Raw genomic sequence first — 20,626 nt, 5'->3', positions numbered from 1 at the left:
TCGCCGATCGCGTCGTGCGAGCGGTGGCGTTGTCGGCCAATATATCATCGCCGACCCGCCTTCGATCTCACCGGAGCTTTCCATGACTGTGCGCGCCGCTGCCGTGTCTGCCGCATTCGCTTGCAGCCTGCTGGCTGCCCCGTTGGCCCACGCCGACCCGAAAGCCACCGCCATCGACGAGATGGCCGCGTACTTGGAGTTCGTCGATTACGGCGGCGGCGTCATCTTCGCTGAGCAGATCCCGAAGGAGGACTGGACGCGCTTCTTTATCATCGACGCCCGCGATGCCGGTCAATACGCGAAGGGCCACATTCCCGGTGCCGTCCATATGGAATGGCGGCAGGTGTTGGCGCGGCGCAACGAAATCCCCAAAGACCGACCGGTGCTGATCTACTGCAACACCGGCTCGCTGTCGGCGCAAGCGGGTTTTGCGCTGCGCGTGGCGGGCTGGGACAATGTGCGCATCCTGCAGGGCGGCATGCAGGAGTGGCTGGCCAAGGGCGGGTTCGACGCCGCGGGTCGCGCCGCAACCCCCGCCCGGCATTGATCCGCGGACCGAGTCGCGTTCGCGCCGGCGGCCATTCTCCCCACCGCCGACATTCTCCCCACCGCGGATAATGTTGATATGACCGAACGTTGGAAACCCAGTGTCACCGTGGCAGCGATCATCGAGCGCGCGGGGCGATATCTATTGGTGGAAGAACACACCCCCGATGGCCTGCGGCTCAACAACCCTGCGGGTCACCTGGACCCGGGCGAGGGCCCCGTGCAGGCCTGCGCGCGCGAGGTGTTGGAAGAAACGGCCCACCGTTTCACGCCCACGGCGCTGCTCGGGATCTACCTGTCGCGCTTCCAGCGCCCCGAGCGGGGAGAGGACGTGACCTACCTGCGCTTGGCGTTCACGGGTGAGCTGGGCGAGGTGGTGGCGGGGCGCGCGTTGGACGCGGGCATCGTGCGCACCGTGTGGCTGACGCGCGACGAGGTGCGCGCCAGTTGCGAGCGCCACCGCAGTCCGCTGGTGTGGCGCTGCATCGAGGACCACGCGGCCGGCCGCCGCTGGCCGCTAGAGGTGATTGACACCGATCCCTCGATCACGGCACTCGGCCCGCTGTTGCACGGCTGACGGCACCCCCGCTCAGGTCAGGGTCAGCACGGCCAGCGCGGCCACGGCCGCGGTTTCACTGCGCAGCACGCGCGCGCCCAGCGAGAGGGGCTGCCAGCCCGCGGCCTGCAACGCGGCCTCCTCGGCGGCGGTGAGGCCGCCCTCGGGCCCCAGCACCACGCGGCAGGCCGGGCCGATGGCCTGCGCCCACGCCGCACAAGGCAGCGCCCCGTTGCTCAGCGACAGGTAGGCGCCCGGCACGCCGTCGGCCAGCGCCCCGGCGTGCGCCAGCCAATCGCGCCACTCGCGCACCGGGTGCAGGAGCGGCACCCGGTTGCCGCCGCACTGTTCGCACGCCGCCACCGCCACCGCCTGCCAGTGGGCCACTTTTTTGGCGGCACGCTCGCCGGTCAGGCGCAGTACGGTGCGTGCGCTCACCAGGGGCTGCACGCTGGCGACGCCCAGCTCGGTGGCCTTTTCGATCAACCAGTCCATGCGTTCGTTGGCGGGCATGCCCACGGCCAGGTGCACCGCCCGCGCGGGCTCGCGCTCGACGGCGTGGTGCGCCAGCACCTGCACTTGCACCTGCTGGCGCCCCATGGTGGTCACGCGCGCGTGCCACTCCCCACCGCGCACGGGGTCGCCAAACAGGGTGAGCGCGTCGCCGGGCTGCAAGCGCAGCACCTGCACGTGGCGGCTGGCCGCTGACGGCAAGGTCAGCAGCACGCCGGGCTGCAGCGGCTCGGGGTGGTGGATGCGCGGCACGGGCATGCGCTCGGCTCCGGTGGCGCCGTGTCAGCCCAGGCGGCCAAAGGAGTACGCCGTCGGGGAGTCCTGCCCTTCGATGGCGTCGAGCAGGCGCAGCAGCGGGGCCAGCTCGCGGTAGCGGGCAGCGGTGTGGCGGATGTAGCCGATGAAGCGCGGCGCATCGGCCAGATAGCGCGGCTTGCCGTCGCGCAGCGTCAAGCGGGCAAAGATGCCAGCGACTTTCAGGTGCCGTTGCAAGCCCATCCACTCCACCGCGCGGTAGAAGGCGCCGAAGTCCTGCGCCCAACCCTCGGCGTCGAGCAAGCCGGCGCGGCGCGCTGCTTCCCAGTAGCGGATGGTGACGTCGAGCACCACCTCCTCGTCCCAGCTCAGGAAGGCGTCGCGCATCAGGCTGGCGATGTCGTAGGTCAGCGGCCCGTGTACCGCGTCCTGAAAATCCAGCACGCCCAACCGCCCGTCGGGCCGCGTGGGGTCGAAGTCGCCGTGGGGCAGCATGAGGTTGCGCGGCATGAAGTCGCGGTGCACCCATACCGTGGGCTGCGCCAGCACGCGCTGCACGATGAGGTCGAACGTCGCGGCCAGCGTCTGGCGTTGGGCGTCCGTCAGCGTCAAGCCCCGGTGACGCGCCACGTACCAGTCGGAAAAGAGCGCGAGTTCGCGCCGCAGCAGCGCCTCGTCGTACGGCGGCAACTCGCCCGGGCGCGAGGCTTGCTGCCACGCCACCAGGGCGGCGATCGCGTCCTTGAAGTAGGGCAGCGCCGCCTCCGGCCGCGCCGGATCGAGCGCGTCCAACAGGGTCTGCTCGCCCAGGTCGGTCAGCAACAGAAACCCCTGCGCCTCGTCCCACGCCAACACCCGCGGCGCGCGCACGCCCGCAGCGTGCATGAGCGCGGCCACGCGCACGAAGGGGCGACAGTCCTCGTGGGCGGGCGGCGCGTCCATCACGATGAGGGTGCCGTCGGGTGTTTGCGCGCTGTCGACGCGAAAGTAACGCCGGAAACTCGCGTCCGCGCTGGCCAGCCGCAGCGTGTCGGGCTGCACGCCATGCTCGGCTGCGAGGCCCTGCAACCATTGGTCGAACGCGCGGGCGCGTGCCGCATCGGGCCAATCGATGGGGGAGGGGAGGTGGGTGGTGCTCATGGATAATCGACGGCATTCTACGAAGGCTTCGAGCTTCGCTTTCCGACCGTGCCGATCCGCCTCGCCACCTCGCCCCCGCCCGCCCGGCGCTCGACCGCCGGGCGTGGTCGGTTGCGTGTCGGCTGGTGGCTGGGGCTGCTGGGTCTGGCGGGCTCGGCCGCCGCCGAGCCCCTGCTGCTGCAACCGTCGCTGACGCTGCTGGAGCAGCTACCCCCCGCGCTGCGCGGCAAAACGCCGACGACCGTCGAAGGGCAGCGTATCGAGGGTAAGGTCGATGAGGTCACGGTCGTGGAAGGCGCCGCCGTGTTGCGCCGGCACGACGTCACCGTGCGCGCCGACCGACTCGAGCACCGCGCCACGGACGACACGGCACTGGCCAGCGGGGGCGTGCGCATCCACCGCCAGGGCGACGTCTACGAAGGCGCGCGGCTGCAACTCAAGCTCGACACCTTCGAGGGGCGCTTCGACGACGTGCGCTTCCAATTCCTGCGCACGGGCGGGCAGGGCGAAGCCGGCCGCGTGGATTTTCTGGACGAGAACCGCGCGGTAGCACATAATGTGCGCTACAGCACCTGCGAGCGCCCGCCCGGCTCGCGCTGGACACCGGCATGGGCAGTGACGGCGGACGAAGTGCGCTTCGATCTGTCCACCGACACCGGCGAGGCCGTCGGCGGGCGGCTGGAGTTTCAAGGTGTGCCGCTGTTGGCCGCGCCGTGGATCAGCTTCCCGCTGTCGGATGCGCGCAAGACGGGACTGCTGCCGCCGACCTTCAACCTGGACAACCGCAGCGGCTTCGAGACCACGGTCCCGTACTACCTGAACCTGGCCCCCAACCGCGACGCCACGCTGTACCCGACGCTGATGACCAAGCGCGGCGTGGACCTCGGCGGCGAATACCGCTACCTGGAGCGCACGTACGGCGGACAGGTGCGCGCGGCGTGGATGGGCAACGACCGCCTGCGCGACCGCGACCGCTGGGCCTACGCCATCCAGCACCAGCACGCGCTGCCGCCCATCGACTGGCTGCCGGGTGCGGGCGTGCGGCTCAACCTCAACCGCGTCAGCGACGACGACTACTGGCGCGACTTCCCGCGCACCGCGGTCATCACCAACCTGGCGGCGCGGCTGTTGCTCAACGAGGCCGTGCTCAGTGGCGGGGCGGGGCCGTGGTCGTACAGCTTGGCCGCACAGCGCTGGCAAACGCTGGGCGCGTCGCGCACGCTGGTGCCGATCGGCTCGGATCAAATCGTGGCACCCTACGACCGGCTGCCGAGCCTGGCGCTGCGCTACCGCCCGGGCCGGTTAGCGCTGGCCGGCTTGGACGGCTGGCTCCTGACGGCCGACGCGGAGCTCACGCATTTCGCCACCGACCGGCTGCCCACCGTGTGGGATGGCGTGTCGGCGGGCGACCAGCGCACCGACGTCGATGGCACGCGCGCGCTGGGGGTAGTACGGCTGAGCCGCCGCTGGGAAACGCCAGGCTGGTATATCGAGCCCAGCCTGCAAGCGCACGCACGACACTACCGGTTCGATCAGCCCATCGGCGACGGGCGGCGCAGCACCAGCGTGGCACTGCCCACGGCGGCACTGGATGCGGGCTTGTTCTTCGAGCGCGAGACCGTGCTGTTCGACCGTGCCGTGGCACAAACGCTGGAACCGCGCGTGCTGCTGTCGGCCACCCCGTACCGCGACCAGCGCTTACTGCCGGTGTACGACAGTGCAGTGTTCGACTTCAACCCGGCGACGATTTTTGCGCCCAACCCCTACGGCGGGCACGACCGCATCGCCGACCTGCGCGCGCTGACCTACGGGTTGAGCACGCGCCTGTACGCGCTGGACGACGGGCGCGAGCTCGCTTCCATCGGCCTGGCACAGCGGCTGCGCTTGCAAGACCAGCGCGTGACGCTGCCCAACGAAGGCGTGGCCGCCGAAGGCCGCAGCGACATCCTGATCGGCGCCACCGTCAACTGGACGCCCGCGTGGGCCCTGGGGGGCACGTGGCAGTACAACACGGCGCGCCGCACGTCGGTGCGCACGCTGCTGTCGGCGCGCTACATGCCGGGCCCGTACCGGGTGCTGAGCGTAGCGTACCGCAACAACGAAACCACCACCGCCCGCAGCCGCCAGCTCGACCTCGGCTGGCAGTGGCCGCTGGCGGCCCTGCTGGGCGAGCGAGCGCCCGGGGCCGTGCCGGGCCGCGCGCTGGGCCCCGGCCAGTGGTACGGTGTGGGCCGGATCAACTACAGCTTCACCGACCGGCGCATCGTCGATCTGGTCGCGGGCTTCGAATACGATGCTGGTTGCTGGATCGGGCGCGTGGTGCTCGAGCGCCTGCAGCAAAGCCGCACCAGCGCCAACCAGCGCATCCTGTTCCAGCTCGAATTCTCGGGTTTCTCCCGCTTGGGCAGCAACCCGTTGCAGACCTTGCGCACGCAGATTCCGCGCTACCGCTACCTGCGCGAGGACGTCAACCCGCCCAGCCGCTTCGAACGCTATGAATGAGTCCCTCCCGATCCGCCGTGCTGCCGCGAGCCTGCTGTGTGCCCTGGCGCTCGCGGCCCCTTTGACCGCCCCGGCCCAGATGCCGGCCGGCGCGGCGGCGACGGCCGACTACGTCGTGGCCCTGGTCAACGGGGAGCCGATCGCCGCCTCGGAGCTGCGCGCGCGGCTGGCGCGCATCGAAGTCCCCGCCAACGCGTCGCCTGCCGAACGTACCGCCCTGGCACGCCAGGTGCTCGATCAGCTCATCGACGAAAAGGTGCTGCTGCAATGGGCTGCCGACAGTGGTATCCGCGTGGACGAGGCGGCCATCGACGCTGCCGAGGCCGAGGTGGCACGCCGCAATGGGCTCAGCGTCGCCGAGCTGCGTGCGCGCCTGCCGCAAGCCGGGCTGACACCGGCCACGCTGCGTGCCAACCTGCGCAACGAGCTGCTGCTGCAGCGCCTGCGCGAGCGCGAGGCGTCGCAGGCCCGCGTCAGCGAAAGCGAGATCGACGCCTACCTGCGCCAACACCAGGCGGGCGCCGACCCAACGCGCACCGCGCTGGAGCTGGCGCAAGTGTTGATCGCGGTGCCCGACAACGCCAGTGGCGAGGCGCTGGCGCGCGCGCGCCAGCAAGCCGAAGAGATCGCGCAGCGCGCCCGGGCCGGTGAGGACTTTGCCGCCCTGGCACGGCGCCACTCGCAGGCGCCCGAAGCCGCCAACGGCGGACGCCTGGGCCTGCGCAGCGCCGACCGCTATCCCACCCTGTTCTGGGAAGCGGTACGCGACCTGCGCCCGGGCGACGTCGCGGGTCCGCTGCGCAGCGGCGCGGGCTTTCACGTGCTCAAGGTCTTGACCAAGCGGCACGTCGATCTGCCCGAGCCCACGGTCACGCAAACCCGCGTGCGCCACATTCTGCTGCGCGCCAACGACGAGGCCAGCCAGCGCGCCGCCATCGCACGCCTGCAGGCGGTGCGCGAACGCATCGTGTCGGGACAAACGAGCTTCGACGCCGCGGCGCGCGAGATCAGCGAGGACGCCTCGGCCCGTGACGGCGGCGCGCTTGGCTGGGCCACGCCGGGGATGTTCGTGCCCGAGTTCGAGGAGGCGATGGACGCGCTCGCCCCTGGGCAGGTGTCGGCCCCGGTGGTGTCGCGCTTTGGCGTGCACCTGATCGAGGTGCAGGAGCGCCGCACGGTCGAGCGCAGCCCGCGCGAGCTGCGCGACGCCGTACGTTCCCTGTTGCGGGAGCGCAAGGCCGATGAAACCCTGGCCGAGCGGTTGCGCGAGCAACGCAGCCGTGCCTATATCGAAATCCGCGAGGCACCGCAGTGAAGCCGTCCCGCCGCGTCACTGGCAACACCCACGGTCACCGGGCCCGCAAACGCTTCGGACAACATTTTCTAAGCGACCCCGCGGTCATCGACGCCATCGTGCGCGCGATCGACCCCGAGCCGGGTGACTGCATGGTGGAAATCGGCCCCGGCCTGGGGGCGCTCACGCAGCCCTTGGTCGAGCGGCTGGGGCGGCTAACGGTGATCGAGCTCGACCGCGACCTCGCTGCGCGCCTGCGCCGTCACCCGCAGCTGGAGGTGGTCGAAGCCGACGTGCTACAGGTGGACTTCGGAGCCCTCGCCGCGCACTGCGGCAACACACCGGGAGCGGCCGTCCCACGGCGCCTGCGCGTGGTCGGCAACTTGCCGTACAACATCTCCACCCCCATCCTGTTTCACGTGCTGGCCTGGGCCGACCGCGTGCTGGACCAACACTTCATGCTGCAAAAGGAAGTGGTCGACCGCATGGTGGCCACGCCCGCCACCGCGGCCTATGGGCGGCTGAGCGTCATGCTGCAATGGCGCTATGCCATGGAGACGGTGCTGCTCGTGCCGCCGCAGGCGTTCGAGCCGCCCCCGCGCGTGGACAGCGCCGTCGTACGCATGGTGCCCTGGCCCACGCCCGCGGCGCTGGACGTGGCGCTGCTGGAAGCGCTGGTGCAAGTGGCGTTTTCGCAGCGGCGCAAGCTGCTGCGCCACACCCTGGGCCCTTGGCTCGAGGCGCGGGGCTACGGCGGGGCTTTCGACACGCAGCGCCGCGCCGAGGAGGTGCCCGTGGCCGAATACGTGGCGCTGGCGCAAGCGTTGGGCGGCCCCGCGCACCCCTGAACCCCGAGGCAGGACTCCCGAGCAGGACGGGACCGCCGCCCCGGGGCCAGGCGGTCAGGCCGCGCTGAGCCAGTAGCCCGCGTTGAACGGGCTGCTCATGCGCAACGCCTGCGGGCTGACGTCGACCAGCTTGTCGGTCAACAACGGCTCGTCGGTGGCGGCCAGATCGGCCGGCTTGGGCGCCCGCGCCACCGAGAACGAATAAAAACAGCGGAACGGCACCTTGCGCTCAGCCCAAAAGTCGGCCACATCACGGAAGACGTCGAGCAGCTGCTCGCGCGCTTCCTTGTCGAACTTGGGGCTCGTGGGGATGTGCTCCAGCACCACGATGAAGCCGGTCTGCGGCCCCGACTTGTAGACCGTATCGGTCAGGCAGTCGTACAAGGCATCCAGGTTTTTGCCGTTGTGCGGCGGCAGCTGATACTGATTCGAGATCAGCTCCAGGATGTCCTGCTTGTTCTGGGCCGTGGCCAGGTTGGCGTACAGGAAGTGGTGGCCCAGCGCCTCGGCGGCGGCCTGCAGGTCTTTGACCGTGAAGGCGCGAATCGACTGGACGATGTTGGGTCGAACGTTGCGCAGCGGCTGTTCCATGGTCATTGGGTCCAAGCGAGAGATCGATGGAAAAACGGATTCCTGCGCGTCACGGCACAATGCGGCGAAAGCTCGCGTAGTGATCGGCCGTGTAGTAGCAGGCGTCGGGCACGGTGGGCGTCCAGCCGCCGCAGACGATGCGGCGCGCACCCCGGTGCGTCAAACCAGGCGTGGGTACCGTGTACTCGCGGTAGTAGCCCCGTTTTTGGGCGGGCAGCAATCGCTCGCGGTTGAAAAACACCGTGCCGTCCTTCTCGTACGGAAAGGGCCCCCCTTGTCGGATCAGGCGCATGACCACCTGTGCCTCGCGCGGCAGCTCGGCCAGCGCGACCACGGGCATCTCGGCCGCCGCCGGTGTCGGCTCGACGTCGCCGCGCGCCAGCGTCGGCAGCGCCACCGCCCACCAGACCAAAGCCGCGAGCCAGGCCAGCCACGACCAACGCCACCCGTTGCGCACCCGATCCTCTCTTGGGGTAAACCCTGAAATCAAGCGCGCAAGTGTGCCTGAACCGTCCGCGGATTGCAAGATCTTGACAAATCGGAAGTCTTGTGCTGCGGATGGGCGTGCGCGCTCAGGCGCGGCCGGATGGCTCGCCCGTGCCGTCGGCGGCGCCCACCGCGCGCGGCCCCACGTTGGCCTCGGCGACGGTCAGCGCCGTCATGTTGACGATGCGGCGCACCGTGGAGCTGGCGGTCAAGATGTGCACGGGTTTGGCCACCCCCAGCAGCATCGGGCCGATGGCGATACCGCCACCGGCCGCGGTCTTGAGCAGGTTGTAGGCGATGTTGGCCGCGTCCACATTGGGACACACCAGCAGGTTGGCCTCACCATGCAGAGTGCTGCGCGGCATGATCTGCTGGCGCGCGGCCGCGTCCAGCGCCACGTCGCCGTGCATCTCGCCGTCCACTTCCAGCCAAGGGGCCTGCTCACGCAGCATGGCCAGCACCTTGCGCATCTTGACCGCGCTCGGGGCATCGGATGAACCAAAATTGGAATGCGACAGCAGCGCCGCCTTGGGCGTGATGCCAAAGCGCATGATCTTGCGCGCGGCCATCTGCGTGATCTCGGCCAGTTGCTCGGCGCTGGGGTCGATGTTGACGTGGGTGTCGACCAAGAACACCTGCCGCCCGGGCAGCAGGATGGCGTTCATGGCCGCATAGGCTTGGGCGCCCGGGCGTTTGCCGATCACCTGATCGATATAGTGCAGGTGCATGGCCGGCGTGCCCCAGGTGCCGCAAATGAGCCCATGCACTTCGCCATGGCGCAGCAGCATGGCCCCGATGAGCGTGAGGCGGCGGCGCATCTCAATCTTGGCCATCTGCGGCGTCACGCCGCGGCGCTCCATCAGCTGGTGGTAGTCCTGCCAGAAGGTGCGGTAGCGGTGATCCTGCTCGACGTTGACCACGTCGTAATCGTCGCCGGCGCGCAGCCGCAGCCCAAAGCGCTCGATGCGCTGGGCGATCACGGCGGGCCGCCCGATGAGCACCGGACGCGCCAGCCCCTCGTCGACCACCACCTGCGCGGCGCGCAGCACCCGTTCTTCCTCGCCCTCGGCATAGGCCACGCTCTTGTAGCGAGCCTGCTTGGCGATGGCAACCACCGGCTTCATCAGCGTGCCCGACGCGAACACGAAGGTCTGCAGCCGCTCGCGGTACGCATCCAGGTCGGCGATGGGCCGCTGGGCGACGCCACTGCGCACCGCTGCCTCGGCTACCGCAGGCGCGATGCGTATCATGAGCCGCGGGTCGAACGGCTTCGGAATCAGGTACTCCGGCCCGAAGGCGAGCTTCTCGCCCGCGTAGGCCTGCGCCACCACTTCGCTTTGCTCGGCGCGCGCCAGCTCGGCGATCGCGTGCACGGCGGCGATTTCCATTTCGTCGGTGATGGTGGTGGCCCCGCAATCGAGCGCCCCCCGGAAGATGTACGGAAAGCACAGAACATTGTTGACCTGATTCGGGTAGTCGCTGCGCCCCGTGGCCATGATGGCGTCATCGCGCACCGCGCGCACCTGCTCGGGCAGGATTTCGGGTGTCGGGTTGGCCAGCGCAAAGATGAGCGGACGCGGCGCCATGCGCGCCACCATCTCGGGCTTGAGCACACCGCCTGCGGACAGGCCCAGAAAGACGTCGGCCCCCTCGATGACCTCGGCCAGCGTGCGCGCGTCGGTGCGCTGCGCAAAGGGGGCCTTGTCCGGGTCCATCAGTTCGGTGCGGCCCTCGTACACCACACCCGCCAGGTCGGTCACCCAGATGTTTTGGCGCGGCAAACCCAGTTTGACGAGCAGGTTCAGGCACGCCAGCGCCGCCGCCCCGGCACCCGACGTCACCAGCTTGATGTCCTGCAGCGACTTGCCCACCACGTGCAGGCCATTGAGCAGCGCCGCGCCCACGACGATGGCCGTGCCGTGCTGATCGTCGTGAAACACCGGGATCTTCATGCGCTCGCGCAACCGGCGCTCGATGTAGAAGCAGTCGGGTGCCTTGATGTCCTCGAGGTTGACGCCGCCAAACGTGGGCTCCAGTGCGGCGATGATGTCCACCAGTCGATCGGGGTCTTTTTCGTTGACTTCGATGTCGAAAACGTCGATGCCGGCGAACTTTTTGAACAGCACCGCCTTGCCTTCCATGACCGGCTTGGCCGCCAGCGGCCCGATGTCGCCCAGACCCAGCACCGCCGTGCCGTTGGTGATCACCGCCACCAAGTTGCCGCGGCCGGTGTAGCGAAAGGCGTTGGCCGGGTCGGCGACGATCTCCTCACAGGGCGCGGCCACCCCGGGCGAATACGCCAGCGCCAAGTCACGTTGGTTGGACAGTGCCTTGGTCGGCGTCACCGACAGTTTGCCCGGTGTGGGGTGCTCGTGGTAATCGAGCGCGGCGCGCTTGAGCTGCGCGCGCGAGTCCGATGGGGATTCGGCCATGGTGGAACCTCCTGGGGGTCGTCGCCTGCGCAACGGCGACAGGCGGCAGCATGAGGCTCCGATTGTAGAAAGCCCCCACGGGCCCCACGCGCCGGTGGCGGCAGCCGTGACTGCATTGGCGCCAATGCACCCGTTCAGCCCAGCGCCGATGAACCCGCGGCAACGGACGGTGCAAGGCGCGGCGTCTGCCGCGGTTGCGCGCGCGCCACCACCCGCGCCCAGGCGCGCTCATGGAAAAAGTACGCTACTGCCTGCACCGTGGGCTCCAGCAACGACAGGGTCAGCGCCGCCCACAGGTTGCCCGTGACGGCGTAGGCAACGGCCGCCGCTACCGTGATGTGCAGCACGTAGTAGGTGGCGGTTTTCAGCAGCGCCAAGCGGTGGGTGTGGACGATGCGACGGATGCGTGCCATGACCGTACTCCTCGATGTGCAGGGGATGATGGGGTCATGGTAGCGATTCTCAATACGATTATCAATCGATTCTGTTTAGCCCATCGATAGCGCTTATCACGCAGCCCCTGCCGAGTCCCGCACCAGCCGCCCGTCTTGCAAATACACCTGCCGATCACAGCGAGCCGCCAGCCCCGCGTCGTGCGTGACGATGAGAAATGCCGTGCCTTCGTCGCGGTTGAGCTCGCGCAGCAGGGCAAAGACCTCTTGCGCGGTGCGGGAGTCCAGGTTGCCCGTGGGTTCGTCGGCCAGCACCAATCGCGGGCGGTTCATGAGCGCGCGCACGATGGCCACGCGCTGCTGTTGGCCTCCGGAGAGCTGCACCGGCCGTTTATGCGCGTGCGCCGCCAAACCCGTGCGCTCCAGAAGCAGGCGGGCGCGGCGGCGGTCGTCGGCGTGGATGCGACCGCGCCCGGCCGCCAGCACGGGCATCAGCACGTTCTCTTCGGCGCTGAAAGCGCCCAGCAGATGGTGAAACTGGAAAATGAAGCCGAGGTATTGGTTGCGCCAGGCGGTGCGGTGCGCCTCCGAGGCGGCGTGGGCGGGCTGGCCGGCCAGCCAGATTTCGCCTTCCGACGGCGTCTCGAGCAGCCCGATGAGGTTGAGCAGCGTGGACTTGCCCGACCCCGATGGACCCACGAGCGCGGCAAACGCGCCGTCCGCCAGCGTCAGGTCGATGCCGTGCAGCACCTCGACGATCGGGGACGCGCCCCCGCCGTAGCGCTTGCGCACGCCCTGCAGACGCAGCACGTCAGCCACGGATCGCCTCCACGGGGTCGAGCCGCGCCGCACGCCGCGCGGGCAGCCAGGCGGCCAGTACCCCGACCAGCGTGGCCAGCGCGGCGCTGGAGACGAACAGCTCCGGCTGCAGCACGATCGGAAACAGCGGGCTGCCGTCGGCGTTGCGGGCCACGCGCGTAAATCCCACGGCCAGCGCCGCCCCCAGCGCCGTGCCCAGCAACGACCCGCCCAGGCCCACGATCCCCCCTTGCAGCAAAAAGACGGCCAGGATGCGCTGTCGGGGCGTGCCCATGGCGCGCAGGATGCCGATTTCGCGCTGGCGCTGCACGACCGACACCACCAACACGCTGGCGATGCCCAACGCCACCGCCAGCGTCACGAAGAACCGGATCATCAGGCCCGACGCGCTCTGGCTGCGCAAGGCGGTCACCAGCTGGCCGTTGGCGGCCTGCCAGCTCTCGGCGGTCAACCCCGTGACCCGCGACAGATCCGCCGCCAGGCGCTGCGCCTCGAACAAGCGCTGCACGCGCACGTCGATTTCGGTGACCTCCCGCCCGTAGCCCAGCAGGCTTTGCGCATCGCGCAGCGGCAGCAACACACGCCGGCGGTTGAGATCTTGCACGCCGTAATCCAACACCCCCGCGACGCGCACCGACAGCACCTCACCGGACGCGGACTGCAGCCGCACGCGCGCCCCAGGCGCCAGCCCCAGATCGGAGGCCAGCTCGCTGCCGATCAGCGCCTCGCCCGCGGCGAGCGAGAGCGTGCCGTCGCGGCGTTTGTCGTCCAGCCGGATGACCTGCTGAAAATCCGCCAAATCCACGCCCAGCACGACAATGGCCTTGCGCACCCCGCCCTGCTGGGCCACGCCCGGGCCGGACGCCACCGCTGCGGCGGCTTGCACCCCCGGCACGGCCCGCACGGCGGCGAGCACCGCATCGACGTCGCCGATGGTGGCCTCGCGCTGGGTGCGCTTGCGCACGTCGGCCAGCGTGCGCACTTCCGCCCGCGCGTCCCAGGCCCGCTGGTTGAGCCGCTCGGCCGGGCGCAGCACCACGTGCGCCTGCGACGACAGCGTGCGGTCGATGATGTTGGCCTGCAAGCCATCGATGATGGCCGTGATGTAGACCACCACCGCCACCCCAATCGTGACCCCGCCGACGATGAGCCAGGTCTGAAACCGCCCATCGCGTAGCAGCCGCCACGCCACCGTCCAGACGAACCTCACGGCCGCACCTCGACGCGCCCACCTTCGGGCAAGTTCGGCGCGGGATCGATCACCTGCACCCCCACGTCAACACCGGCGCGCACAGGCAACGCACCGTCACGCGCGGGGTCGGTCTCGACCGTTCGCCAGCGCACGCGCCCCTGCTCCACCGTCGCCACCCGTCCGTCGCGCACCGCCGTCAGCGGCAGCGGCAGCAGCAGCCGTGGGCGCGGCTCGCCGGTGACGATCTCGGCCGACACGGTCATGCCCGGCAGCAACTGCACACGGGGCAGCTCGGTCAGTGCCAATTCGACTTGAACCGTGCCGCGCGCGTTGTCGACCTGGGCGGCGATGCGCTGCACCCGCGCCGACAGGCGGGCATCGGGCCAAGCGTCGACCCGAACCGCTGCTGGCTGCCCTTCGGCCAATTGGCTCAGGTCGCGCTCGTCCAAGTCGAGCACGATGCGCGGCGGGCCCGACAGCGCCAGACGCACGAGGGGCTTGCCCGGCGTCACCCCGTCGCCCACCTCGACCAAGCGCGACAGCACCACACCGTCCGTGGGTGCCCGCACGGTCGTCTGGTCCAGGCGAGCGCGCGATTGCCGCAGCGCGGCGTCGGCCTGGGCCACACGCTGTCGGGCCGCCTCGCGCGCCCGCTCGGCAGCGTCCAGCGCCGCCGCGCTGATGAACCCTTGCTGGCGCAGCTCGCGCTGCCGGGCCGCCTGCCGCTCGGCCTCTGCCAGTTGATTGCGCGCGTCAGCCTGCTGCGCCCGTGCTTGTGCGACCGCCGCACGCCATTCGTCGCTGTCGAGCACCACGAGCGGGGTGCCGGCCCGGACCGCTGCCCCCTCGGCCACGGGGGTGGCCCATACCCGTCCGGTCACCGTGCTGGCCAGGGTCGTCTCGCGCGCCGCCGCTACGCGGCCGGCCACGACCACCGACATCTGCACGGGCCGCGCCTCCAGGGTCACCACGCGCACCGGCACCGGCTGCGTCATCCACCATGCCGCAGCCGCCGCCAGCCCTAGTAGGACGGCGACTCCGACCCATCGTTTCGTTTGTTGGCCCATGGTCACTCCAACACCACCCACGGCAAATCATGCTGGCGCGCCAGCGCCCGCAGCTGCGCGCGCGTGCGTTGCCCGAACCAGCGCGCCAAGGCTTGCGCGGTGGCTGGCTGCAGGCACGCCTGCGGGGTCAGTGCGCCCAGCCCGGCCAGCTCGCCCAAGCGGTGGGCGAAGTGGGGCTCCAACGCTGCCACCGCCACCCGCCCGTCAGCGCAGCGGTAGATCCGGTACCCAGCATGGGCACCACCCAACAGCCCGCCGGGCGTGGTCAGGCCCCAGTCGCGCGGCAGCGCCAGCCAGCGGGCGGCGTCACTCAGCGCCACGTCATGGATCCCGCCATGACCGGTCCGTTCGCGCACGATGAGTGCGGCCAGCACCGCTTCGACGGCCAGCAGGGCGCCAGCCATGTCGGCCAGCAGGCTGGGCGGCATCGTCTCGCCATCGATCAGGCCCGCCTCGGCCTGATAGGTCAGATCGTGCCCGGCCTCCTCGGCCCGCGCGCCCGGCCCGCCGACGATGCGCACCACGCACAGGCGCGGCCAGCGGGCGCGCAGGGTATCGGCGTCCAACCCGAGCCGCGCCAGCGCCGACGGGCGAAAGGCCGTGAGCAACACGTCGGCGCGGTCGAGCCGGCGCGCCAAGCGACGCTGGCCGGCCACGCTTTTGAGATCCAGCTCGATCGCGTCCACACCCCGGTGCAGGCGTGCGTAGGCGGCAGCGCTGTAGTGCCGCATGGGATCGCCCGTGGGCGGCTCGATCGGGGTGCAGCGGGCGCCCAGCGCCCGCAGCCGCATCACGGCGGCCGGCCCAGGTAAGTTGAGCGCCAGGCTGACGATGCGCACGCCCGCCAACGGCTTGGCTGGCGGCCGTCGAGTGGGGCGTTCGGCGTTCATGCAGCCACTGTATCAAAGCGCTGTCACGCATGCGTACTACGATAGGGGGTGGAGAATACCCAAATCCGGCGCCACCACCCCCCGCGGGTGGTCCGCCCCCACCTTGCGAGGAGACCCCATGCCATTGCGCGCCACCAAAATCGTTGCCACCCTCGGACCCGCGTCCGATGCCCCCGACATGCTCGAGGCCATGCTGCAGGCGGGCGTCGATGTCGTGCGCCTGAATTTTTCTCACGGCAGCGCCGACGATCACCGCCAGCGTGCCGAGCGCGTGCGCGCCGCAGCACAGCGCCTGGGCAAAGAGGTGGCCATCATGGCCGACCTGCAGGGTCCCAAGATTCGGGTGGGCAAGTTCGCCCATGGCCGTGTCACCCTGCGCGAGGGAGCGCCGTTCGTGCTCGACGCCACCCGGACGGAGCCGGGCGACGAAACCGTGGTCGGCCTGGACTACAAGGAGTTGCCACGCGACGTGGTGCCCGGCGACATCTTGCTGCTCAACGATGGCCTGATCGAGCTGGAAGTGGTGCGCGTGGAAGGGGCCGCTGTGCACACCCGCGTCGTCGTGGGCGGCGAGCTATCCAACCACAAGGGCATCAACAAGCGCGGCGGGGGGTTGACCGCCCCTGCGCTCACCCCCAAGGACATGGCCGACATCGCCACCGCCATGGCGCTACGGGCCGACTATGTGGCGGTGAGCTTTCCCAAGAACGCCGACGACATGCGCTTGGCGCGCCGCCTGTGCGATGAAGCCGCCACCGATGACCATCGCCCCGGCCTGATCGCCAAAATCGAGCGTGCCGAAGCCATCCCCGAGCTGGAAGCGATTCTGCAGGCCAGCGACGGCATCATGGTGGCGCGCGGCGACCTGGCGGTCGAGGTCGGCAACGCCGCCGTGCCGGCGCTGCAAAAGCGCATGATCGCGCTGGCACGCGAGCACGATCGGCTCGTGATCACCGCCACGCAAATGATGGAGAGCATGATTCACGCACCGGTGCCCACGCGCGCCGAAGTCAGCGATGTGGCCAATGCGGTGCTCGATGGCACCGACGCGGTGATGCTGAGCGCCGAGACCGCCGCCGGCAAATACCCGCTGCAGACGGTACAGGAGATGGCGCGCATCTGCCTGGCGGCGGAGCAAGCGTACCACGACGCGCTCGATGCCGATTTCATCGGCAAAACCTTTGCGCGCATCGACCAGTCGATCGCGCTTGGGGCACTGTTCATCGCCTCGCACCTGCACGCGCGTGCCATCATCGCGCTGACCGAATCCGGCTCCACGCCGCTGTGGATGAGCCGACACACGGTGGACATCCCGATCTTTGCCATCACGCCACGCCTGAGCACGGCACGGCGCCTTGCCCTGTACCGCAACGTGCACGCGCTGCGCATCGCGGGCGGCAGTGCCGATCGGGACACGGCGCTGATGCAGGCGGAACAACACCTGAAATCACGCGGACGCCTGCAGACGGGCGACCGGTACGTGATCACCGCCGGCGAGCCGATGGGCACGCCGGGCGGCACCAACATGCTCAAGGTGGGGCAGGTGGGATAGCGCACGATGCAGCGACCGCACGACGTGCAGCAACGATATTGGCGTTGCGTTCTGGTCATCACGAGCGCACTGCTGGTGATCTGGTTTGGGGTGACGTTCGTCGTCGCGTACTTCGCGCGCGAGCTGCGCTTCGATTTTTTCGGTTGGCCGTTCAGCTACTGGGTGGCCGCTCAGGGCGCGTTGCTGACCTATGTGGCCATCGTCGTGCTGTACGCCTATGTCATGCATCGGCTCGACGCTGTGCATGATGTCGATGCCGTCGACGATTGACCCGTGGAGACGGACAACGCAGTCACCAGCTGGCCCCGAGTCGAGATGCGCTACCATCGACGGCATGATACAAGCGGTGCACACCACCCAACTCCACTCGCTGCCGCTGCTCGCGCGCGGCAAGGTACGCGACAACTACGCGGTCGGTACCGACCGCATCCTCATGGTGGCCACCGACCGCATCAGTGCGTTCGATGTCATCATGGGCGAGCCCATCCCGGGCAAGGGCGAGCTGCTGACGCGCTTGAGTCTGTTTTGGTTCGACAAGCTGGGGCCCAAGGGGGCCAACCTTTGCCCCATCCACCTGACGGGTGAGGATCCGCTGAGCGTCGTGGCCCCCGATGAGCGCGAGCTGGTGCGCGGGCGCTCGATGTTGGTCAAGCGGCTGCAGCCCATCCCGGTAGAGGCGGTGGTGCGCGGCTACCTGGCCGGCAGCGGGTGGAAGGAGTACCAGCAATCGCAGTCGGTATGTGGCGTGCCCTTGCCTGCGGGATTGCGCCTGGCCTCGCGGCTGCCCGAGCCGATCTTCACCCCGGCGGCCAAGGCGGCCGTGGGCGAGCACGACGAAAACATCACGTTCGACGAAATGGCCGCCCGCATCGGGCCTGATCTGGCCGCGCGTATCCGTGACCTATCGATCCGCCTGTACCAAACGGCCAGCGACTATGCGGCCACGCGGGGTATCATCATCGCCGACACCAAGTTCGAGTTCGGCCTGGATGCGGACGGCACGCTGACGCTGATGGACGAGGTGCTCACGCCCGATTCGTCGCGTTACTGGCCCGCAGAGTCGTATCAGGAAGGCATCAATCCGCCGAGCTTCGACAAGCAGTACCTGCGCGACTGGCTGGAGACGGCACAGGTGGACGGACGGCCGTGGAACAAAACGCCACCGGCGCCGCGCTTGCCACGCGAAGTGATCGAGCAGACTGCGGCCAAATACCGCGAAGCACTCCAGCGCCTGATCGGTTGAGGTCAACGCAGCGGCAGCCGCAACACGAAGCAGCTGCCGCCACCGGGGCGCGGCTCGCAGTGCACGCTGCCGCCGTGCCGCTCGGCGATCTGGCGCACCAGACTCAGGCCCAGCCCCACGCCGCCCGCGGTCTCGCCATGCCCGCGCAGGCGGTAAAAAGGCTCGAAAATCCGCTCGCGCTCGGCCTCGGGCACACCCGGGCCGCGGTCACACACGCGCAGTTCGGCAGCGTCACCCACGCGCCGCAGCTGCACGTCGGGGGGCTGTGGGGGAGCGTGGCGGCGGGCGTTGTCCAGCAGGTTGCGCACCGCGCGCCGCAGCAGTCGCTCGTCGCCCAGAACGGTCAACACCACCCCCTCGACCTCCGCCCCGACAGCCGCTGCTTCCTCAGCGGCCAAGCCGAGTAACTCGACCGGCGCGCGCTCGAAGGCGGGCATCGCCTGCAGGCGGCTGGCCAGCAATACCTCCTCGACCAGCGCATCGAGCTCGGCCAGGTTGCGCTCGATCTCGCGCCAGCGCGCGTCAGCCGCTGCCGGGTCTTGCCGCAGCAGCGACAGCGCCAGGCGCAAACGGGCCAACGGCGAGCGCAACTCGTGCGAGGCGTTGGCCAGCAGCGACCGGTGCGCCTGCACCAGCGTCTCGATGCGCGCCGCGGCGGCGTTGAAGCTGGCCGCCAGTGCGGCCACTTCGTCACGCCCGCTGACGTCCACGCGCTGGCGCAAATCGCCCTGGCCGAACGCTTGCACGCCCGCGCGCAGCCGCTCCAATCGACGCGTGAGTGAGCGCACCACCGGATAGGCGACCAGTCCCACCAAACCCCAGGCGATGGCCAGCGATCCCACCATCCACAGGCCGCGGGAACGCTCGCCGTCGTCGTCGTAGAGCAGGGGGGTCAACAGCGGATCGCCCCAACCACCACTCCAGTCCGTCCACGCAGCCTGGGTCTCGTCGCGCTCGCGTTGCGCGTGGTATTGCGCCACGCCGTAGGCCAGCGTGCCGAACACCAGCAGCACGACCAACACCGCGCCATAGATGCGCCAAAACAACCGCGTCATGCCGCGACTTCGTCCGCGCTGCGCGCCAGCATATAGCCGCAACCCCGCACGGTCAGGATGCGCCGCGGCTGGCGCGGGTCGTCCTCGATGGCGGCGCGGATGCGCGAGATGTGCACATCGATCGAGCGGTCGAACGCCTCTTGCGGATGGCCCTTCAACGCATCCATGATCTGGTCACGCGTGAGCACCCGGCCCGCGTGGCGTGCCAACACGGCCAGCAGTTGGAATTGGTAGGGCGTGAGTTCGCGCGGCTGTCCATGCACACGCACCTGCAGCGCGCCCAAATCCAGCTCCAGCGCGCCCACGCGCAGACACGAATCTGCATCGTCGCGGGCGCCGTTGGCGCGCCGCAGCAGCGCGCGCAGGCGCGCGAGCAATTCACGCGCCTCGAACGGTTTGGCCAGGTAGTCGTCGGCGCCGAGCTCGAGCCCCACGACACGGTCGGCGGCCTCGCCCCGCGCCGTCAGCATCAGCACCGGCAGGGCGCGCGTGCGCGGTGCCTGGCGCAGCTCACGGCACAGATCCAACCCGTCGCCGTCGGGCAACATCAGGTCTAGCACCACGGCGTCGGGCAAGGGATCGGCACGCAAGCACTGGCGCGCTTGCGCCAGCGTCTCGGCATGCCGGGTGCGCAGGCCGGCGCTGCCCAAATAGTCGGCCAGCATGGCGGTCAGCCGGCCGTCGTCGTCAACGATGAGAATGGTGGGGGCGCTCATGCGGGCCCATCCCCGGACGGTGCTTGCCTTCGGCGCGCTGTTGCATGCGTTCGGCCCAGCGTTGCCGCTGCTCCGGCGTCAGCACCTTGGCCGCATCGATCATGAAACGGTTCATGCGCGCCGTCAAGCGGTCGTGCCAGGCCAGTTCGCGCTGGCGCAATGCCTCCAGCGCAGCTTCGTCCAGGGCTGGCGCGGCCAGCAGGCGCTGGCGCTCCTCGCGCAGCGCGCGGCCTTCCTGCCGCAGGGGTTGCATATCGGCGCGGGCCGCTTGGGCCAGGGTCTGCAGTTGTTCGCGCTGCGCCGGCTGGAGGTCGAGCCCGCGCATCCAATGTTCGACCATGCGCTCGCCCGCTCCTTCCATCGGGCCCATGGGCCCGCCCATGCCGTGGGCAGGGCCCGCCGCCCATACGCCAGCAGACGCCGTCACCAGCGCCAACCCCACCAAAACTGGGCGCCAACCGCGCCCCCACTGCCGTTCGTCGTTCATGGTCACACTCCTTCGATACCGTTGCCGGTGCCGAGCCCCCATGGCCCGTC

General features: G+C 69.7%; 20 protein-coding genes and 1 pseudogene. 8 read left to right on the top strand and 13 right to left on the bottom strand.

What is annotated here, in order from left to right; all coding sequences use genetic code 11:
* Window positions 1-82 precede the first annotated feature (82 nt).
* Window positions 83-547, top strand: a complete 465-nt coding sequence (locus ACPYIS_RS04005) for a rhodanese-like domain-containing protein (protein ID WP_424859984.1) — start codon at window positions 83-85, stop codon at window positions 545-547.
* A 78-nt stretch (window positions 548-625) separates the two neighbouring features.
* Window positions 626-1,123: an NUDIX hydrolase gene (locus ACPYIS_RS04000; RefSeq protein ID WP_299021995.1), complete on the top strand. Its 498-nt coding sequence runs from the start codon at window positions 626-628 to the stop codon at window positions 1,121-1,123.
* 12 nt (window positions 1,124-1,135) lie between these two features.
* Here ACPYIS_RS04000 and ACPYIS_RS03995 read toward each other — a convergent pair whose 3' ends face one another.
* Together ACPYIS_RS03995 and ACPYIS_RS03990 are read right to left on the bottom strand one after the other, a co-directional pair.
* Window positions 1,136-1,867 (bottom strand): 16S rRNA (uracil(1498)-N(3))-methyltransferase, encoded by a 732-nt coding sequence (locus tag ACPYIS_RS03995; protein WP_424860150.1) that lies wholly within the window; start codon window positions 1,865-1,867, stop codon window positions 1,136-1,138.
* 30 nt (window positions 1,868-1,897) lie between these two features.
* Complete coding sequence (locus ACPYIS_RS03990; protein WP_299022001.1) at window positions 1,898-3,010, bottom strand: aminoglycoside phosphotransferase family protein; 1,113 nt, start codon at window positions 3,008-3,010, stop codon at window positions 1,898-1,900.
* Window positions 3,011-3,058: 48 nt separating this feature from the next.
* Between ACPYIS_RS03990 and ACPYIS_RS03985 the strand changes: the two genes are divergently transcribed.
* The 3 genes from ACPYIS_RS03985 to rsmA are packed head-to-tail and all read left to right on the top strand — an operon-like array spanning window position 3,059 to window position 7,654.
* Complete coding sequence (locus ACPYIS_RS03985; protein WP_424895044.1) at window positions 3,059-5,512, top strand: LPS-assembly protein LptD; 2,454 nt, start codon at window positions 3,059-3,061, stop codon at window positions 5,510-5,512.
* Complete coding sequence (locus ACPYIS_RS03980; RefSeq protein ID WP_424859987.1) at window positions 5,505-6,827, top strand: peptidylprolyl isomerase; 1,323 nt, start codon at window positions 5,505-5,507, stop codon at window positions 6,825-6,827. Before ACPYIS_RS03985 ends, ACPYIS_RS03980 begins: the two co-directional genes overlap by 8 nt.
* Window positions 6,824-7,654: a 16S rRNA (adenine(1518)-N(6)/adenine(1519)-N(6))-dimethyltransferase RsmA gene (rsmA, locus tag ACPYIS_RS03975; RefSeq protein WP_299022009.1), complete on the top strand. Its 831-nt coding sequence runs from the start codon at window positions 6,824-6,826 to the stop codon at window positions 7,652-7,654. The genes ACPYIS_RS03980 and rsmA overlap by 4 nt, the downstream gene beginning before the upstream one ends.
* Window positions 7,655-7,849: 195 nt before the next feature.
* Here rsmA and ACPYIS_RS03970 read toward each other — a convergent pair.
* From ACPYIS_RS03970 to ACPYIS_RS03935, 8 genes and pseudogenes are all read right to left on the bottom strand, one after another.
* Window positions 7,850-8,251 (bottom strand): annotated as a pseudogene (locus ACPYIS_RS03970) (barstar family protein); the annotation flags it as partial.
* Between the two features lie 43 nt (window positions 8,252-8,294).
* On the bottom strand, window positions 8,295-8,627 hold the full coding sequence (locus tag ACPYIS_RS03965) for a ribonuclease domain-containing protein (RefSeq protein WP_424860151.1): 333 nt from the start codon (window positions 8,625-8,627) through the stop codon (window positions 8,295-8,297).
* Window positions 8,628-8,817: 190 nt separating this feature from the next.
* Complete coding sequence (locus ACPYIS_RS03960; RefSeq protein ID WP_424895045.1) at window positions 8,818-11,163, bottom strand: NADP-dependent malic enzyme; 2,346 nt, start codon at window positions 11,161-11,163, stop codon at window positions 8,818-8,820.
* A 134-nt stretch (window positions 11,164-11,297) separates the two neighbouring features.
* Complete coding sequence (locus ACPYIS_RS03955; RefSeq protein ID WP_299022013.1) at window positions 11,298-11,576, bottom strand: DUF2061 domain-containing protein; 279 nt, start codon at window positions 11,574-11,576, stop codon at window positions 11,298-11,300.
* 96 nt (window positions 11,577-11,672) lie between these two features.
* Window positions 11,673-12,374, bottom strand: coding sequence for an ABC transporter ATP-binding protein (locus tag ACPYIS_RS03950; RefSeq protein ID WP_424859989.1), 702 nt, complete (start codon window positions 12,372-12,374; stop codon window positions 11,673-11,675).
* A complete protein-coding gene (locus ACPYIS_RS03945; RefSeq protein WP_424895046.1) occupies window positions 12,367-13,584 on the bottom strand; it encodes an ABC transporter permease in 1,218 nt (405 codons plus the stop codon). The genes ACPYIS_RS03950 and ACPYIS_RS03945 overlap by 8 nt, the downstream gene beginning before the upstream one ends.
* On the bottom strand, window positions 13,581-14,561 hold the full coding sequence (locus ACPYIS_RS03940; RefSeq protein ID WP_424895047.1) for an efflux RND transporter periplasmic adaptor subunit: 981 nt from the start codon (window positions 14,559-14,561) through the stop codon (window positions 13,581-13,583). The genes ACPYIS_RS03945 and ACPYIS_RS03940 overlap by 4 nt, the downstream gene beginning before the upstream one ends.
* Window positions 14,562-14,635: 74 nt before the next feature.
* Window positions 14,636-15,523: a CoA transferase gene (locus ACPYIS_RS03935; RefSeq protein WP_424895048.1), complete on the bottom strand. Its 888-nt coding sequence runs from the start codon at window positions 15,521-15,523 to the stop codon at window positions 14,636-14,638.
* A gap of 118 nt (window positions 15,524-15,641) precedes the next feature.
* Here ACPYIS_RS03935 and pyk point away from each other — a divergent pair, with 118 nt between their 5' ends.
* The 3 genes from pyk to ACPYIS_RS03920 all read left to right on the top strand — a co-directional run bounded on the left by pyk (window position 15,642) and on the right by ACPYIS_RS03920 (window position 18,318).
* Entirely contained in the window at window positions 15,642-17,075 is a 1,434-nt protein-coding gene (gene pyk, locus ACPYIS_RS03930; protein ID WP_425973889.1) for a pyruvate kinase, read from the top strand.
* A 6-nt stretch (window positions 17,076-17,081) separates the two neighbouring features.
* Window positions 17,082-17,345: a DUF4212 domain-containing protein gene (locus ACPYIS_RS03925; RefSeq protein ID WP_299022025.1), complete on the top strand. Its 264-nt coding sequence runs from the start codon at window positions 17,082-17,084 to the stop codon at window positions 17,343-17,345.
* Window positions 17,346-17,409: 64 nt separating this feature from the next.
* Window positions 17,410-18,318 (top strand): phosphoribosylaminoimidazolesuccinocarboxamide synthase, encoded by a 909-nt coding sequence (locus ACPYIS_RS03920; protein WP_424860014.1) that lies wholly within the window; start codon window positions 17,410-17,412, stop codon window positions 18,316-18,318.
* Between the two features lie 2 nt (window positions 18,319-18,320).
* Here ACPYIS_RS03920 and ACPYIS_RS03915 read toward each other — a convergent pair whose 3' ends face one another.
* The 3 genes from ACPYIS_RS03915 to ACPYIS_RS03905 are packed head-to-tail and all read right to left on the bottom strand — an operon-like array spanning window position 18,321 to window position 20,576.
* On the bottom strand, window positions 18,321-19,373 hold the full coding sequence (locus ACPYIS_RS03915) for an ATP-binding protein (RefSeq protein WP_425973887.1): 1,053 nt from the start codon (window positions 19,371-19,373) through the stop codon (window positions 18,321-18,323).
* Entirely contained in the window at window positions 19,370-20,089 is a 720-nt protein-coding gene (locus ACPYIS_RS03910; RefSeq protein ID WP_424860016.1) for a response regulator, read from the bottom strand. Before ACPYIS_RS03910 ends, ACPYIS_RS03915 begins: the two co-directional genes overlap by 4 nt.
* Window positions 20,061-20,576, bottom strand: a complete 516-nt coding sequence (locus tag ACPYIS_RS03905) for a Spy/CpxP family protein refolding chaperone (protein WP_299022031.1) — start codon at window positions 20,574-20,576, stop codon at window positions 20,061-20,063. The genes ACPYIS_RS03910 and ACPYIS_RS03905 overlap by 29 nt, the downstream gene beginning before the upstream one ends.
* Window positions 20,577-20,626 lie beyond the last annotated feature (50 nt).

It is taken from the genome of Tepidimonas sp. HKU78 (assembly GCF_049860815.1).
Classification (GTDB): domain Bacteria; phylum Pseudomonadota; class Gammaproteobacteria; order Burkholderiales; family Burkholderiaceae_C; genus Tepidimonas.
The sequence above is the reverse complement of the archived record's forward strand: the minus strand, read 5'-3'. Positions and strand labels throughout refer to the sequence as shown.